This is a genomic window from Pectobacterium atrosepticum, from assembly GCF_000740965.1.
GTDB classification, from domain to species: domain Bacteria; phylum Pseudomonadota; class Gammaproteobacteria; order Enterobacterales; family Enterobacteriaceae; genus Pectobacterium; species Pectobacterium atrosepticum.
Genome location: NZ_CP009125.1, coordinates 1,727,085 through 1,743,729, shown reverse-complemented (window position 1 = coordinate 1,743,729; position 16,645 = coordinate 1,727,085). Strand labels below are relative to the sequence as shown.

Annotated in this window: 11 protein-coding genes; 5 read left to right on the top strand and 6 right to left on the bottom strand. The window is 51.3% G+C overall.

Features of this window, described 5'->3' with window-relative positions; all coding sequences use genetic code 11:
• The 6 genes from GZ59_RS07480 to GZ59_RS07455 form a co-directional block, all read right to left on the bottom strand.
• Nucleotides 1–1,140, bottom strand: coding sequence for an ABC transporter permease (locus tag GZ59_RS07480; protein WP_039290993.1), 1,140 nt, complete (start codon nucleotides 1,138–1,140; stop codon nucleotides 1–3).
• Nucleotides 1,130–2,419: an ABC transporter permease gene (locus tag GZ59_RS07475; RefSeq protein ID WP_011093093.1), complete on the bottom strand. Its 1,290-nt coding sequence runs from the start codon at nucleotides 2,417–2,419 to the stop codon at nucleotides 1,130–1,132. Before GZ59_RS07475 ends, GZ59_RS07480 begins: the two co-directional genes overlap by 11 nt.
• Nucleotides 2,420–2,421: 2 nt before the next feature.
• Nucleotides 2,422–3,819 (bottom strand): Fe-S-containing protein, encoded by a 1,398-nt coding sequence (locus GZ59_RS07470; RefSeq protein ID WP_011093092.1) that lies wholly within the window; start codon nucleotides 3,817–3,819, stop codon nucleotides 2,422–2,424.
• A gap of 223 nt (nucleotides 3,820–4,042) precedes the next feature.
• Entirely contained in the window at nucleotides 4,043–4,570 is a 528-nt protein-coding gene (locus tag GZ59_RS07465; RefSeq protein WP_011093091.1) for an iron transporter, read from the bottom strand.
• A gap of 116 nt (nucleotides 4,571–4,686) precedes the next feature.
• Entirely contained in the window at nucleotides 4,687–6,591 is a 1,905-nt protein-coding gene (locus GZ59_RS07460; protein WP_039290989.1) for an FTR1 family iron permease, read from the bottom strand.
• A gap of 545 nt (nucleotides 6,592–7,136) precedes the next feature.
• Nucleotides 7,137–8,816 (bottom strand): methyl-accepting chemotaxis protein, encoded by a 1,680-nt coding sequence (locus tag GZ59_RS07455; protein WP_039290987.1) that lies wholly within the window; start codon nucleotides 8,814–8,816, stop codon nucleotides 7,137–7,139.
• Between the two features lie 361 nt (nucleotides 8,817–9,177).
• Here GZ59_RS07455 and GZ59_RS23660 point away from each other — a divergent pair, with 361 nt between their 5' ends.
• The 5 genes from GZ59_RS23660 to GZ59_RS07435 all read left to right on the top strand — a co-directional run bounded on the left by GZ59_RS23660 (nucleotide 9,178) and on the right by GZ59_RS07435 (nucleotide 16,600).
• The gene (locus tag GZ59_RS23660) at nucleotides 9,178–9,405 is read left to right on the top strand and encodes a hypothetical protein (RefSeq protein ID WP_146052406.1); all 228 of its coding nucleotides are present in this window, start codon (nucleotides 9,178–9,180) and stop codon (nucleotides 9,403–9,405) included.
• Nucleotides 9,354–11,504, top strand: coding sequence for a formate dehydrogenase subunit alpha (gene fdhF, locus GZ59_RS07450; RefSeq protein ID WP_039290985.1), 2,151 nt, complete (start codon nucleotides 9,354–9,356; stop codon nucleotides 11,502–11,504). Before GZ59_RS23660 ends, fdhF begins: the two co-directional genes overlap by 52 nt.
• A 789-nt stretch (nucleotides 11,505–12,293) precedes the next feature.
• A complete protein-coding gene (locus GZ59_RS07445) occupies nucleotides 12,294–13,607 on the top strand; it encodes a CitMHS family transporter (RefSeq protein WP_039290982.1) in 1,314 nt (437 codons plus the stop codon).
• A 109-nt stretch (nucleotides 13,608–13,716) separates the two neighbouring features.
• Nucleotides 13,717–14,610 carry a GntR family transcriptional regulator gene (locus tag GZ59_RS07440; RefSeq protein ID WP_039290980.1) on the top strand — a complete coding sequence of 298 codons (894 nt, stop codon included), beginning with the start codon at nucleotides 13,717–13,719 and terminating at the stop codon, nucleotides 14,608–14,610.
• A gap of 682 nt (nucleotides 14,611–15,292) precedes the next feature.
• On the top strand, nucleotides 15,293–16,600 hold the full coding sequence (locus GZ59_RS07435) for a dicarboxylate/amino acid:cation symporter (RefSeq protein ID WP_011093085.1): 1,308 nt from the start codon (nucleotides 15,293–15,295) through the stop codon (nucleotides 16,598–16,600).
• Nucleotides 16,601–16,645: the final 45 nt, after the last annotated feature.

Sequence of the window (16,645 nt, the reverse complement as noted above, 5' to 3'; positions counted from 1 at the left end):
CTACTCTCCTTTCAAGACTTTGGCCGGTTCGACATAAATCGCCCGCCGGGTAGGAACCACTGCCGCAACCGCAGCAACCAGCAAAGACAGCCCCAGCGTGAGCGGGAACACCGGCAAACGCAGCGAAATGGTCGCGTTGAATACCGCCATCCCCAACACCTGTGCCAACAAATAACCCAGCAGCGAACCGCACACCACGGCAGCCAGCGCGATAATGCCGGTTTCTGCCAGCATCTGCCTAATGATGTCTCGTCCACTTGCGCCCAGCGCTTTCTGTAGCGCGAACTCGCGTGCACGTTCACCGACTATCGCCATCAGCGTGGTGTTCACGCACAGTGAAGACAAGACGAGGATCACCGCCGAGACCAACCCCATCAGCCCTTTGATTTTATTCAGCACCTGACCTTCCGACGCCGACACTTTCAGAATCGGGCGGATCTCCAGTTGCGGATACTGCTGCTGGAGTTGGGCAGCGAAACGATCGACCTGTCCCAGATCGTTGCTAACACTGAGCAAGGCATTACTGATCGCGCCTTCTTTATCCAGCCACTTTTGCGCCAGATCCAGATTCACAATCAGCATGTTGTCTGTCGCATCGCCGGATTCCACAATGCCTTTAATCTGCAAACGCTGCTTCCCGCCGTCGTCCACTAGCGTAATACTGTCGCCGACTTTGACGTTCAACCGCGCCGCCAGCTTCACCCCGATCATGGCATTACGATCGTCGAAGCTAACACCAATCCAGTTACCCGTGACCTGCCAGTACGGTGCCAGTTGGCGTAGCGATTCGAACCATACGCCCATCAGCACCACTTTCTCCAACTCCGTACGCGCCATGCCATACAGATAAGGGCTGGCTGCATTGATTAACCCAGTTGGTGCATTGTCAATTATCGGCTGAAACGTGCTTTGTGGAATCGAGTTCCCACGCGCCGGGCCGATGTAAAAATTTGCGCCAAAGGTGCGCAGTTCCTGGCTCATCTTGGCGTTGATATCGAAATAGACGGCGGACATCGCCGTCACAATCGCCGCCCCTACCGTCAGTGCGGCAAACACCACGCTGACGCGCTGCATACGGAGCCGTAGCGCGCGGAACACCAAACGCCAGAACATGCTGTTCATCCAACCGTTAGCGCCCATACAGCACCTCCACCGGATACAGTTTGGCAATTTTCCGCGCTGGGAACCACGTTCCGATAATGGCAATCAACATCGAGATCACCAGTACGCAAGGGATAACGATCCACGCGAAGCTCAACGGTACGCCGAACAGCATCAGGCCAATCGCTTTCGCCAGCCCCCAGCCAGCGACACAGCCCGCGATACCACCCACCAACCCGCTCAGTGCCGCTTCGAGATAAAACAGCAGCATGATTTGCCACTGGCGTGCACCCAGCGCTTTCATCAGCCCGATTTCTTTGGCGCGTTCCATGATGGTACTGGTCATCAGCGAGGCAATCCCCATCGCAGACGCCACCAGCGCCGCAAAGGTCACCACCGCCAATAGCAGTTGAATCTTGTCGATCACCACACCTTCCGACGCAGCAACCTGCCAGATGGGGCGCACGACCGAACCGGAAATCGCCTCTTCCAACTGGTGTGCAATCGAAGACACATACGCAGTGCAGTACCAGAGGTCATATTCTTCGGCGTTGAGCGCTTCCAGATTTTCACGCGCCCGCCGCGACAGTTCATTTTCCGGTACAGTTAGCGCCGACACGCGAATGGCCTGAATTTTACCCGCCAGCCCTAGCAGCGATTGCACCGTTGCCAGCGGCATCACCAGCCGGCTTTCTTCATCGCCACCGCTGTTCAGAATGCCGCTAATTTCTACCGTCGCGTCCCCTTTCGAGCCGCGCAGTGCGAGTTTATCCCCTACTTTCCAGCCCGTTTGGGTCGCCAGCTGTTTTCCCACCAGCGCCTGCGCCACATTTTCCGTCGTCACCGGCTCCTGTGGCCACTGTCCTGCCACCTGCCAGTAAGGGCTAACGGTCATTTGCCCTGTGCGATAGTCTTCCTCATCCGGCACGGCGACAGGCTGAGAAAAGAACGTGCCCAATACGGCAACTGGCTGACCATTGATCTCAACATCGCCGCTTAGCAGCGGTGCGAAACCGACAATATTATTGCGCCAGAAGATATCTTTGATATTAGGCAGTTCGGCTTCATCAAGAAAATCCTGCCCTTCCAGCGGATTACTGCGCTCGCCAAACAGCGCAGGCAGCGCCGCCTGACCTGCGGGTTCAATCAAGATATTCGCACCGTAGGACTTCAGCTCACGCGCCATCTTGTCACCGATATCGATGGACACCGCCAGCAGTGCGGAAATCAATCCGGCCGCCAAAAACACGGTCAACACCGCCAGCGATTTGCGTCGAACATTTCTGCGCCAGGACTGACGTAATAGTCGCCACAGCATAATTATTCCTCCTCCACCGGTTCGCCAACCGCCGCTTTGGCCGTGGCAAATTTAGCGGGACTTTCGCGGAAGCGGTTATAGTTCGCTTCTGACGAGAAGAAGTAGGTTTTACCGCCGTAGCGATATTTATGCTCTGCATTCACGTTGGTCAGCTTGGAACCATCAACCGGATCGATCACTTCCATCGATACCACCGTCGAGAAGTAGTTAGTGCCAGCCGCCAGCGAAGCACGTCCAATCACCAGTTCATTATCGTCGTTACTCCACCCTTCAATCGGCACCGGATTACAGCCACCCGCTTTCCCGATAGAAGGAATGAAAATATGCACACCGCAGGCAACACAAATCACCTGATTGCCTTCCATCACGTAGCCCTGATCGCCACACAGCAGACAGGCATCAAACACCACCCCCAGACGCAGGCGATCGGGATAGCGGTTAATGATGAAAAAGCGCACCGCCTTGCCATCATCGGCAATCCAAACGAAGCGATGCAACTTGCCATCGCGCACCTGATCAATCGGAATATGCACTTTGCCATCGGCCGCCAGCGTCACTGGCTGGGCTTCCGACAGGCGAGGCGGTTGTGACGCCACCTTGTCCCAATAGAGCTGAGCGAAGACGACAACCAGCAGCCCCGCTACCGTCGCCAGCAGCGTGCGGCGCACATTACGATAGCCTGCCGTCGCTTTGCGTTTTTCAATCGCCTCATACGCGGCCTGCATCTCACGGCGCGCATGCAACAGCGGCCAGGCAAGACTGGCGGCTAAAATCGCCATAACTAACGCACTGAGATAATTCAATAAATAGGCGCTATTGGTGACATGCGCCACATAGCTCAGGCGCGGTTTGGTTAACCCTAGCGCCTGTAATTTCATCAGTAACAGCAGTAGATTACCGCTTATCGGCAACAGCAAGAGTGCGACTAGCAAGGCCAAAAGTGGCCAGCGCAGTAAACGAATGCGGCGCACAATCATGCCGCACAGCGCGGCGCAAAACACCAGCCAGCCAAACGCCACTATCACGGCGCTGAAATTCAGCAGCAGATCGGTATTCACCACATGCGTGGTCGTCAACGCGGTCAGATTAGGATCGCCGCCCCACTGCACCGCCGCGCCTGCCACTAACAGCGCCTGCCACAGATAGCCGAGACGCGGATGTGAAAAACACTGACAGGCAAGAAACAGGATCAAAGCAAGCGCTTGAAGTGCCGTAAACCCAAGCAGAAACGCTTGCCCGTTAGGAAAGTGAACGCCAATAAATGTACCGGCACACAGCGCCAGTAGCGTGACCCAGCCCAGCGGCCCGATCGTCGGCGTAGAACGATGGCTCCAGTTCAACCCGAGCAATAGTGCAATCGGCAGGAAAGATTGGAGTGTCGCGATAAAGAAATAACTCATATATACCCGTCACCTTTCAAGTTGCAGGTGTGTTGGCTTTGTTACTCGGCCCACACATGGGCCTCGCCGCTGCAAACCGCGTTCAAGTTGCAGGTGCGTTGGTTAAGCATGCTGTCTGGCGGCATCAGTACACTAACCAGAAAATCACCGCCTCTGCGGGCAGCAATAATGTATCCGCAGAGGCGTGAACATGGCCGCGACAGTGCATCGCGGACAGAAGACCTTATTCTATGCCGACGTATTTGAAGTCAAAGCTGACATCAAACGGTTTCCACCAGCGGCCTACGCCCGTTTCACCATCGGTGTGACGGTGCATACCGGCTTTTGATGGCGGATCGATGTGGTAAGTCACTTTATAGTTACCCACCCCCATCATTTTGATGTTCGCACCGTAGTGTGGACCATCGCTAGCAACCATTGGCATGAAGGTGCCTTCTTGCTTCGCGCCGGTATCGGTGTTGGTCAGGGTGTAAGCAATCGTCAGGAACGGCATCCACTCACCGGCACCAAAACCGTTCTTGTTGCCTTCAGCAGCGTGAATATCAGCTTCCAGATGGATGTCTGCTTTAGCGGCAGGCAGCCCCATCCCACGTGGCTCCATGTCGATAGGTTGCAGATAAACAGCAGCAATTTCCATTTCGTTCAGGGAAACAGGCTCACCCGCTGGATATTCTTTAAACGCCAGCGCAGCAGGCGCTGTAAAAATACCGGCAATAATGGCACCCGCAATCAGACTTTTTTGCATATTCATCAAACCTATCCTCATCTCAGTCGTCCCTACTCACTTAATTCGCTAAGCGATTGGGGTTGTTATGGTTATTTTCTGCTCTTATTGCTTTCAGTATTTAATATTGGATTCATGCTTTATTAGATGGCTGACGCTCTGCGTCGCATCACCCACAGGGCAAGTAACGCCGCGACAACCAACACAACTTGTGGAATCAGCGTTTCCACATAAGGATAAATGCCCAGCCAGCTGATTTCCGGCACGCTAGTCAGCAACGTCGGCTCAAACAGCTTGCCTTCGATCAGTTCCAGCACGCCTTTTCCTGCGAACACAAACGCCATCAGGTACATAAAGCAGCCGGTAAACATGAAGAACGGCTTCAGCGGTAATTTGACGATGGTGTAGCGCATCACGAAGTAAGCGATAAGTAGGATCACACAGCCGATGGCAAACCCAGCCAGAATGGAGAGGTGCCCTGCCATATTGTTGGCATCACCGACCAGCGCGTAGTAGAACAACACGGTCTCCGCACCTTCGCGGTACACAGCCAGAAAGCTGGTTAACCATAGCCCGATCATGGAACCGCTGCTCAGCGAATGGGACAGCTTACCTTCCAGATAAGCCTTCCAGTGCCGCGCTTCCACTTTGGACAATAGCCAGTAGCTCATGAAGAACAGCATCACTACGGCGATCAGCATCGTAATGCCTTCCAGCAGCTCACGACTGGCTCCGGAATTGGTGAACACGAGTTGGAAAATAAAAGCGGTAATCACGCTACACAGCAGCGCGACGTAAACTGACTGGCGAATCAGCGGCAGTTTGTCCTGCTGATTGTTTTTCACCAGATAGGCCACGATCGCCGCCACAATCAGCAAGGCTTCCAGCCCTTCACGCACAATAATCATCAGGCTGTATATCAACAGGCTCCAATGCGTTTCGCCGCCGTCGCCCAACATGGTGACCGCTTTCGCCAGTTCCTGCTGCAACGCGTCAGCCTGCCCTTGCAGTTGATCCACCGGCTGTTTGGCATTCATCATGCTCACCAGACGGGTGAAATACCCTTCCAGCGTCGATTTGAACGCCGCATCACGAGAACCGACTTTGTTCTCCATGCCTGTCGCTTCAAACAGATCGAAGTAGGTGTCCTGCACCGCCATGATGGCGGGTTTAATCTGACCCGCACGGTATTGTGCGATAGCGGCGGCAATGGCCTGATTAATATCGTCGGAGACTTTCGCCCAGTTTGCATCCGGCACAGCGCCGGTATCGGCATTCGCGGCAGGTGCCGCCGTTGCCTGCTGGCTATCGCGCGTTGTCGGCAACCCCGGTAAGACATCCTCGATATCTTGCAACAGCGTGGTGACCCGATAGGCAACGTCTGTCAGTTGCTCGGGTTGGCTGGCTAACGTAATCAATGCAGAGAATTGTTGATTAATGGAAGCGGCCTGCTGCGCCGAGCGATTCTGCCGGACAGACATTTCCATTTCAGAGTTTTTAAATCCCTGATAGTGCGCCTGCTGCACGCTCTGGCTGGCTTTTTTGTAATCGCCAGCCTGATATTCCGTCACGGCCAGCGCGAGCTGGTCATCAATGATTTTAAAACTCTGTTGCCAGTACGGCGCGATATCAGCATTGTCGTAGGCACCGTGCTGCTCCTGCGCAACCAGCTTGTGCCCTTCCGACAGCACGGGCAAAACAGCATCCAGTTCACCCTTCAGCCATGAGATTTTTGCCTGCACGTCAGCCTGCGGTTTTCCTTCGCCAATCATGCGGCGAATTTCACCAAAGGTCGCTTCTAGCTGATAGCTTTTTTGCGCGGAGATATTGATGCGGATAGGGCCTTCGAGGTTTTCAAATACCTCAAAATAGGCCATCTGAACTTCAGTGCGGGCGTCATCCGGCTTTTGCTGCTCATAGAGCTGAGCCGTTTTATCCAGCCTGGTTTCGATATCTTGAATGAATGTGGCGTAATCGGTCGCGGCAACTGCCACTGAACAGCTCAACAACCAACACAACAACAGAAGCGTTTTTTGCCAGATAGACATAAGCGTGTGGTGAAGCACAAATGATATTTATTCTTATTATCACTTTGAAGTCGTCATCTGTCTTGATTTACGTCACGAAAAGATAAGCAAGAATGACTTTAGTATGTAACAAATAGTTTCAATCATTTATTTAACGTCAAAAACCCCATTCTCTTTCAATATCCTTGGGGAAGTGCGGTTTTTTGATCGCAAAATCGGCAAAATACACCCAGCAAAAACAAAGCAATAATCATACCATCATTTAATTAAAATCACTTTCTCGCTAGAGATCCTCGTCTTAAAATGGCATTTCTTTACACTACCGCAGTCATTTTTACAGAAAAAAATGCCATTTTTTCTCAGTAATCCAAGGTATTACGCACATCGACATAACGTTTTTCACCACCATTTTTTGAGCAGTGGTCCACAAGAAGTCAGACGAAAACCGGAAGGCAAGGGAACCTGGCAGACTCCTTTCTGCCCTGTTCGTCATCAAACTTATTGGCTATGTCGTACTCAACCTCTACATGCGTTCAACGTCTCTCGCGCATTCAACCCACTGCGGATCAGAACTTTTCCCATCCCTCACCGTGACGGCCATGCACCGACAACAACGGCGTAGTGCTCTGCGCGACCGCGCGGTGAACAGGAGCGGCAATGGCCGGACGGGAGAAAGCGGTTTGCTGATCGCTATCCGAATCCAGATTAAACACGTCCACTACGGCAGACAATTCACTGGTTTGTTCATCCAGACGCGCGGCGGCTTCAGCCGATTGCATCACCAACGACGCGTTCTGCTGTGTGACGCTATCCATTTCGTGCACCGCTTGGCTAATTTGCGTAATACCGCGCGTTTGCTCATCCGTAGCCGCCGCGATTTCACCAATCAGATCGTTCACATGAGCGATGGAAGCGATAATTGCCGTCATCGCCTCGCCGGATTGCCTTACCTGCCCTGCACCGGTTTCAACCCGTGAAACGGATTCCGCAATCAGCGCCTCGATCTCTTTCGCCGCCTGCGCACTTCGCTGCGCCAACGTTCGAACTTCCCCAGCCACCACGGCAAACCCTCGCCCTTGCTCCCCCGCACGCGCCGCCTCAACAGCCGCATTCAGTGCCAGAATATTGGTCTGGAACGCAATGCTGTTAATAACCGAGGTGATATCGGAGATTTGTCGCGAACTGGCACTGATACCATCCATTGTTGCCATCACGTTGGTGCTGATATTTCCGCCTTTTTGCGCCATGTCAGCCGCATCCTTCGCCAGTTGGCGTACCTGATGCACGTGATCGGTAGTCTGTCGTACCGTGGAGCTAATCTCTTCCATACTGGCGGCGGTTTCTTGCAATGCCGCCGCCTGCTGCTCTGTGCGGCTAGAGAGATTATCGTTGCCATCCTTAATGCTGGACGTCCCATTGTTGATTTCCGTCGTGCTTTGCCGGATGACGGTCACCGTATCCCGCAAACTTTTCTGCAACCGCTTGATATCGGGAATCAGTCGCCCTGCACAGTTCTTGCCGAACTCCGCCAGTTCACAGCCTAAACGACCCGCTGTCAGCTGCGACAGGTGCGATTTAAGTACGGCAATCGGTATCACCAGATAATTTCTCAGATAATACTCGGTGAAAATCAGCACGATAACCCCAATCAACATAACCACAATAAGCACATTGCGGTTTTTATCATTGTGTTCATTCACACTTGGAATCAACGATGAGGCGGTAATGCCGTCCGAATAACGTTTGATATCGTCCCCGAATGTCAGACTGACGGGAGGGTAAACGGATCGGAAAATTTGCCGGAATGCTTCAGGATCGTTGCGTTGCAATGCTGAATTCATCGGCTCGATAGAAGAGGAGATCAGGGTGTTCCACGTGTTTTTAACTGCATCAACCGTTGCCTGATTGACACCAACGTGCTCCGCTGCCTGGAATTTCTCCAGCGAATCCTTGGTATTTTTGATTGCACGCTGTGCCATTTCCAACGTCTGTTTGGCGTTTTCTGGCTCGTTACGCTGCAAATAGTCCATGGTTCTTTCCATCCGCGTTACGGCCCGAAAATATTGATCGGCGCCATAAACCAGATGGGAATACGTTTTGCGCTGAGTCTCGCTTTTATCAAGCAAATTGGTGACCTGATAAAGCGAGTAAAGACTTAACCCAGATGCCACTCCCCACGCCACTAGCAGGGAAGCCACTATGACCAGCACCATCATTTTTATGCTGACGTTTCTTAGAAATTCCATAATGCACTCCGCGACGTTAAAAAATATTTCCCGCCCGCACGCGCTGTCGGGAAAGTATTTACTTTTTTGCTCATGACGGTGCCGTCAGTCTTATCACGCCCTTTATCCCGCGCGATCTGACAGACGTTCTGGAATTCCCTGATTCAGTACCCATTACATGGGAAGTTATGCTCAAAAAATTAACGAACAGCATGCGTTATCTTCCTTGAGAGGCCAGTTTCCGTTGTTTTAAACAGCCGATGGGCATGAATGCATCAGCCTAGTCGGTGGCACATAGAGTTAGTATCGTCAAAAACAGTATAGGCATTAACAGATAAAGAGGAGGAGTACACCAGCACGTTATTTTCCAGACAAATGTCCTATGGAAAAAGGTCGTGATGCTCAAGGCGTTAGGACAATTTGTCACGCGCTGAGCATGACCACGATCAGTAAATTAATTTTCTTTATCGGCGATTATCGAGGATTAAATAACTGCATCAACAGCCTGCCGCAAGAATGCAGTTCTTACGATCCAAGACTCGGCTTTGGAGAACAATCATGCAGAAAGTGCTTACCGTCTGCCCGTATTGCGGGTCAGGCTGCAAAATAAACCTGCTGGTAGAGAACGGCAAAGTGGTTGGTGCGGAAGGGGCAAACGGCGTCACCAACGAAGGTGAACTGTGCCTGAAAGGCTATTACGGTTGGGATTTTCTCAACGACACCAAGCTTCTCACGCCTCGGTTGAAACAACCGTTGATTCGCCGTCAAAAAGGCGCCCCCTTTGAAGCGGTCTCCTGGGATGAAGCCATCGACTTCGCCAGCTCTCGACTAAAAGGCATCAAAGAGAAGTACGGCGCCGAGTCGATCATGCATACGGGATCATCCCGCGGCCCCGGTAATGAAACCAACTACGTGATGCAGAAATTTGCCCGAGCGGTAACCGGCAATAACAACGTCGACTGTTGCGCCCGACTCTGCCACGGCCCTTCGGTTGCCGGGCTACAGGTCACGCTGGGCAACGGCGCGATGAGTAACTCCATCTGTGAAATCGAAAAGACCGACTGCATCCTGATTTTTGGCTACAACGCCGCAGACTCGCACCCTATCGTGGCGCGCCGGATCCTGAAAGCAAAAGCACGCGGGGCAAAAATCATCGTGTGCGATCCACGCCGTATCGAAACCGCGCGTATCGCCGATCTGTGGCTACCGTTGAAAAATGGCTCCAACATGGCGCTGGTTAACGCGTTTGCTAACGTGCTGATTAACGAAGGTCGCTACGATAAGGCTTACGTCGCCCGCCATACCGAAGGCTTCGAGGAATTCAGCCAGACCGTCGCAAAATACACGCCGGAGTACGTCGCCAACATTACCGGTTTATCACCGAAATTGATTCGAGACGCAATGCGGATGTATGCCGCGGCGCCGTCAGCCACTATTCTATGGGGAATGGGCGTGACACAGTGGGGCCAAGGCGTTGATGTGGTCAAAGGGCTATCCGGTCTGGCACTGCTGACCGGTAATCTGGGACGTCCGAACGTTGGCGTCGGGCCGGTGCGTGGACAAAATAATGTACAGGGTGCCTGCGATATGGGTGCGCTGCCTAATATGTTCCCCGGTTATCAAAACGTCACAGATAAGGCGGTACTGGCGAAATTTGCCGATGCCTGGGGCGTGCCTGAGCTCTCTGACAAAATTGGCTACTCGCTGACCGACCTCCCGCACAAAATAAAAGAAGGGAAAATCAGAGCCAATTACGTGATGGGTGAAGATCCACTGCAAACCGAGCCGGACCTGTCGATGCTGCGTGATGCGTTCAACGAGCTGGACTTGTTGATCGTACAAGACATCTTCATGACCAAAACCGCCGCGATTGCCGATGTCATTTTACCAGCAACATCCTGGGGCGAACACGAAGGGGTCTATACCGCCGCTGACCGAGGATTCCAGCGTTTTTATAAAGCCGTGGAACCGCAGGGCGATGTCAAACCTGACTGGGAAATCATCAGCCTGATGGCGACGGCTCTCGGTTATCCGATGCACTACAACAATACGCAGGAAATCTGGGACGAACTGCGGCAGCTCTGCCCGCTGTATTACGGCGCAACCTACGAGAAAATGGCGGGGCTGGGTTATGTGCCGTGGCCGTGTCCGACGGAAGACAGCCCCGGCACCCCGTGGTTGTATGCAAACAATCACTTCGATCGCCCCGGCGGGAAAGGCCTGCTGCTAACCGCAGAATGGCGGCCGCCGATGGAACGGGTCGATGAAGACTACCCGCTGGTATTGTGTACCGTGCGCGAAGTCGGCCATTACTCCTGCCGTTCCATGACAGGCAACTGCACCGCCCTGCAAACGCTGGCAGATGAGCCAGGTTACGTGCAGGTTAACCCACATGACGCTGAACGTTTAGGAATATGCGATCAACAACTGGTCTGGATCTCATCGCGACGCGGCAAGGTTATTTCTCGCGTTGCCGTCAGCGAGCGCATCAATAAAGGTGCCGTCTACATGACTTACCAGTGGTGGATCGGTGCCTGCAATGAGCTGACGCTGGATCATCTCGATCCGGTATCCAAAACGCCAGAATACAAACACTGTGCCGTTAAGCTGGAAGCCATTGACGATCAGCAGGCAGCGGAGAATTACGTTCAGCAGGAATACAGCCAGTTGAAAGAACGCCTGCGTACCACCGCAGAAAACGTCAGCTAATCTCCCTTACCTAAGCCGTCACCCATTTTTACGTGGCGGCTTAGGTAATTATTGGGTTTAGAACGTTCGAGTGATTCAGAAAATACGTGCCGGTTTAGACAACGTTTAACTCTCCTCACCGATAATATATTTATTCCCCGTCCCATCTTGTAAGTATTTATTAATGAAAACGGATGAATTCCCGTTAACCGCTAATAAATTTCTACGCAGACATTAAATCCCCACATCTCTGTTTATCTTTTAAAATTATGTTGGTTATCGCTGACCTTCCCATCGTTCAATTGTTTTTTATTCCAATTTAGCGCAATTTGCGTTTTATTTTACAATGCTTTAATTTGTTTTTAACAAAAAGAGCCCCTGTTAGCCGTGATTATCAAATCATCTGCATTACACGTAAAGTCATGACCAAACAATCGGTTACATGGCCGCTAACGGGGATAAAAGGAATATTATTATTGCTCGCATAGAGGTCATTTATGTTACCGATTACCGTTACCTTATCGCGCTCTCATTATCTGTTATTTATTATTCGTATCGACCCCGGAAGTTAACCCTCTCCTTTTATTCGTATTCTCCTGAACGTCTCTGACGTTGGGAAATAGCTAGACCCTATACCTTTCGATATGCGGTTATACCCGTAATACTTCAAGCTACATGTGCGTTGGCCGCGTTCCTGCGACTCGAATTATTTGGGGTATATAAAAAATCGCATGGCTTTTTGCACCTTCAATTTGCCATAGAGAAAGGCAGTAAATTATTTGGGAAATAATAAAAAACAGGAGACGTATTGTGCTCACTATTCTCGGTTTCTCTATGGTCATCTGCTTTATGTACCTGATCATGACCAAACGAATGTCTGCGCTTATCGCGCTAATTCTCGTCCCTACGCTGTTTGCGCTAGCGGCTGGTTTCTATCAGGGGCTGGGCGCGATGATGCTAGACGGCATCAAAACGCTGGCACCAACCGGCGTTATGCTGACGTTTTCTATTCTCTACTTCGGCATTATGATCGATGCAGGGTTGTTCGATCCGCTAGTGCGCTTCATTCTCCGTTTGGTTAAAGGCGATCCGCTAAAAGTCTTGGTCGGCACCGCCGTATTAACGCTGATGGTCGCGCTAGACGGTGACAGTACTACCACCTACATGATAGCAATTGCTGCCTTTCTGCCGCTTTATCAACGGCTGGGTATGAGCGTGCTGGGATTGACCTGTCTGGTTAACATTGCCAGCGGGGTAATGAACCTCTCGCCTTGGGGCGGACCGACGGCGCGTGCCGCCGCCGCATTGCGCGTTGATGCGCTGGACGTATTCCTTCCCATGCTGCCCGCGATTATTTTAGCCAGCCTGACGCTGGTCGGCGTAGCCGTTTTTCTGGGTCTACAAGAGCGTAAACGCTTGGGGATCATTGATATCAGCAGCTTCCAGAATGTCTCGATCAATCTGGGCAACGGCAGTGACGAAGAAAGCGACGCTAATCGCCGCCCTAAAATGTTCTGGCCCAACTTTATTCTCACCACCCTGCTTCTGTTGTTTCTGGTGATCGGCCTTCTGCCCATTCAGGTGCTGTTTATGACCGGCTTCGCCATCGCCGTTATGCTCAACTATCCCAAGCTGGAAGAACAAAAAGCGCGAATCGGTTCACACGCGGCTAACGTGTTAGCGGTGACATCGCTTATTTTCGCCGCTGGGATTTTCACCGGGATTTTATCTGGGACGGGAATGGTCGATGCGATGGCGAAGAGCCTGTTGCAGGTGATACCCGAGAGTTTCGGCCCTTATCTTGCAGTATTCACAGCGCTGATTAGCCTGCCGTTTACTTTTTTGATGTCCAACGACGCGTTCTATTTCGGAATCTTACCGGTTATCGCCCAGACGGCAGCCAACTACGGTATTACCCCAGAGGAGATCGCCCGTGCCTCGATTGTCGGCCAACCGTTCCACTTACTCAGCCCGCTGGTGCCATCGCTCTACCTATTGGTCAGTCTGGCAAAAGTGGACATCGGCGATCACCAACGCTTTGCGATCAAATGGGCGATTTTTGTCAGCCTGTCGCTGCTGGTCGGTGGTATTGTCTTCGGCGCATTTCCGTTCTATCACCAGTAAGTCAGGAGTGCTCCGGTTTGGCCGGAGCACATTCTTTTGGTAAGTGCTCCTTGCTGGCAAGAGCAAAACGATATCTCCGTAACACCCTAAACGACATGGCAGGATAGCGATGGCTTTAACTCCCCTACAGACAAGGATTGTCAGGCAGATTGTCGCCTATATTCGCCGTGAGCAACTCCCACTCGGCGCTCACCTGATCGAATCATCGCTGGCGCAAGTGCTGAACGCCTCCCGCACACCGGTCAAGGCTGCCCTGCTGTACCTGACAGAAAGAGGTATGCTGCATTACCACCGCAACCGAGGGTTTTATCTCGACCGCCATGCCCATGAACTAGGTCGACTGGTCTCAGAATTAGCCGCCAGCAGTGAAGATCCGCTCTACCAGAAGATTGTCGATATGCGTCTCGCTCGGCGGTTGCCCGAGCAGTTTTCAGAAGTGGATCTCATGCGAGAATGTCAGGTGTCCCGCGCCGTACTACGTAACGTTCTGACTCGAATTCAACAGGAAGGCTGGCTAGAATTTCGTACCGGTCAAGGCTGGCGAACCACGCCGATTATCGATTCCGTGGCCGCTTATGAGGAGAGTTTCACCTTCCGCCTACTGGTTGAGCCGGTCAGCCTGCTGTCGCCGCAGTTTCATATCGATCCGCACACGCTCAACGCCTGCCGTAAACAGCAGGAAGACATCCTTAATGGTGGGTATCTGACGCTCACGGCCCATGAAATGTTCGATGCTAATACGCACTTTCATGAAACGCTGCTCGCTTGTAGCGGCAATCGTTTCGCCCACCATAGTCTACAGCGAATCAATCAATTACGGCGTCTGGTGGAATATCGGCAAGGCAGTCCCGCCTTCAACCCCAAGAGGTTGGAACAGATAGCTGAACATCTGGTCATTCTTGATTGCCTGCAACGGGGAGAGGCCGAAACGGCGGCAGATAGGATGAAAAAACATCTGGAAAAAGCGTGTCACGATAAAGTGAGCATCGCCCTTTTTCGGTGAAATAACCAACAACAGTATTTTAAATAAAAAAAACAACATTTTAAATAACCAATAACGCCAATTTAAACAACAAAAAACACCGTTCTGAATAACCAAACACGGTAAACATTACAAAACAGAAACACTTTGATTAATAATTACACTTTATTTCATGCGATTTTATTGGCTATCATAATTAATAAATCAAACCACTAGTTAAAATAATTAAAAAACTAATGTAACCAATAAATGCGACATATATCATTCTTTCGTTGATTGTTTCCTTATTACTACCCAGTTTTTAACCAATTGACCATGTATTTTATTGATGTAACTCACCGCATCATTAGCAACACTAATTCAACACCTTACCCCACCTTTTCTTACCCGGAGAAAATCAACCCAACATATTGTTTAATAAAAAGTTAATTGATTTTATAGCTTTCTCTCGAACTGCTCACTACATCCCTATTTATCATTACAAGCGGTGCGGATATGCATTTTTCGCATGACAACGATCACAATTGCATAACAATCCGCAGAAAAAAAATGTAAAAAACAAGAATCGTTGTAATATCGGCGGGCAGACACAACACCCCAATAACAGGTTCGGGTGAGGGCTTGGTGTATTCAGGGAAAGCACCAACCATCACGCGGCAATAATATTGTGTTGTCTGAATCAATTCATCAACATGAGGTTTATATGCAAAGGCAGAAGTTACTTGTACAGATAGTCTTGGCTATCGTCCTGGGGATATTAATCGGATGGGCCTGCCATCAGTATCTTGATGGCAGTCGAGCAAAAGAAATTGCATCTTATTTCAACATGGTTACCGATATTTTCCTGCGCCTGATTAAAATGATCATCGCACCATTGGTCTTCGCTACGCTGGTTTCTGGCCTGGCAAGCATGGGAGGAAACTCTTCTGCCGTTGGCCGTATCGGTATGAAAGCAATGATCTGGTTTGTCAGCGCATCATTCATTTCTCTGCTTATCGGTATGCTCTTCGCGAACCTGTTCCAACCCGGTGCAGGCATGAATCTCGAAATCCCTGTACAGCAGGTTGCAACTGGCCTGAATACGGACGGATTCACGCTTAAGATCTTCATCAGCCATATCTTCCCGAAAAGCATCGTAGAAGCGATGGCGAACAATGAGATCCTGCAAATTCTGGTGTTCTCTCTGTTCTTCGGCTCCGCACTTGCCTATGTGAAAGGCAAAAACAAACACGCGACCACGATCATTTCCATGATCGAAGAACTGACCAAAGTGATGTTCCGCGTGACCGACTACGTAATGGCGCTGGCCCCTATTGCTGTGTTTGCCGCAATCGCTTCCGCGATTACCACACAAGGCCTGGGACTGCTTTACGACTTCGGTAAACTGATCGGTGAGTTCTATCTCGGCCTGGCCGTGTTGTGGAGCGTTCTGTTCCTGGTTGGCTACCTGTTCCTGGGCAAAGCCATCGTGACTCTGGCGAAGCTGATTCGTGAACCGACCATGCTGGCTTTTGCTACCGCAAGTAGTGAGTCCGCTTACCCGAAAACCATGGAAGCACTGACCAAATTCGGCGTACCGAAAAAAGTCACCAGCTTTGTGCTGCCACTGGGTTATTCGTTCAACCTTGATGGTTCCATGATGTACCAGTCCTTTGCGATTCTGTTTATCGCACAGGCTTACAACATCGACCTAAGCATCACCCAGCAAATCCTGATCCTGCTGACGCTGATGATCACCAGTAAAGGAATGGCGGGCGTAGCGCGTGCCTCTATCGTAGTCGTCGCCGCAACGCTGCCAATGTTCAGCCTGCCAGAAGCCGGTATTCTGCTGATTATCGGTATCGACCAGTTCCTGGATATGGGCCGTACTGCAACTAACGTCATCGGTAACAGTATCTCTACCGCCGTTGTGGCCAGTCTGGAAAAAGACATCCACGACGATGATGAGGAAGAGGCTACCGATGAGGTCGTCGCTTATAAAGAACCTCAGCAGGCAACACAAAATAGCTAATGCTGTATGAGTGAATGCTTCATCTATAGCGGCCTTCGGGCCGCT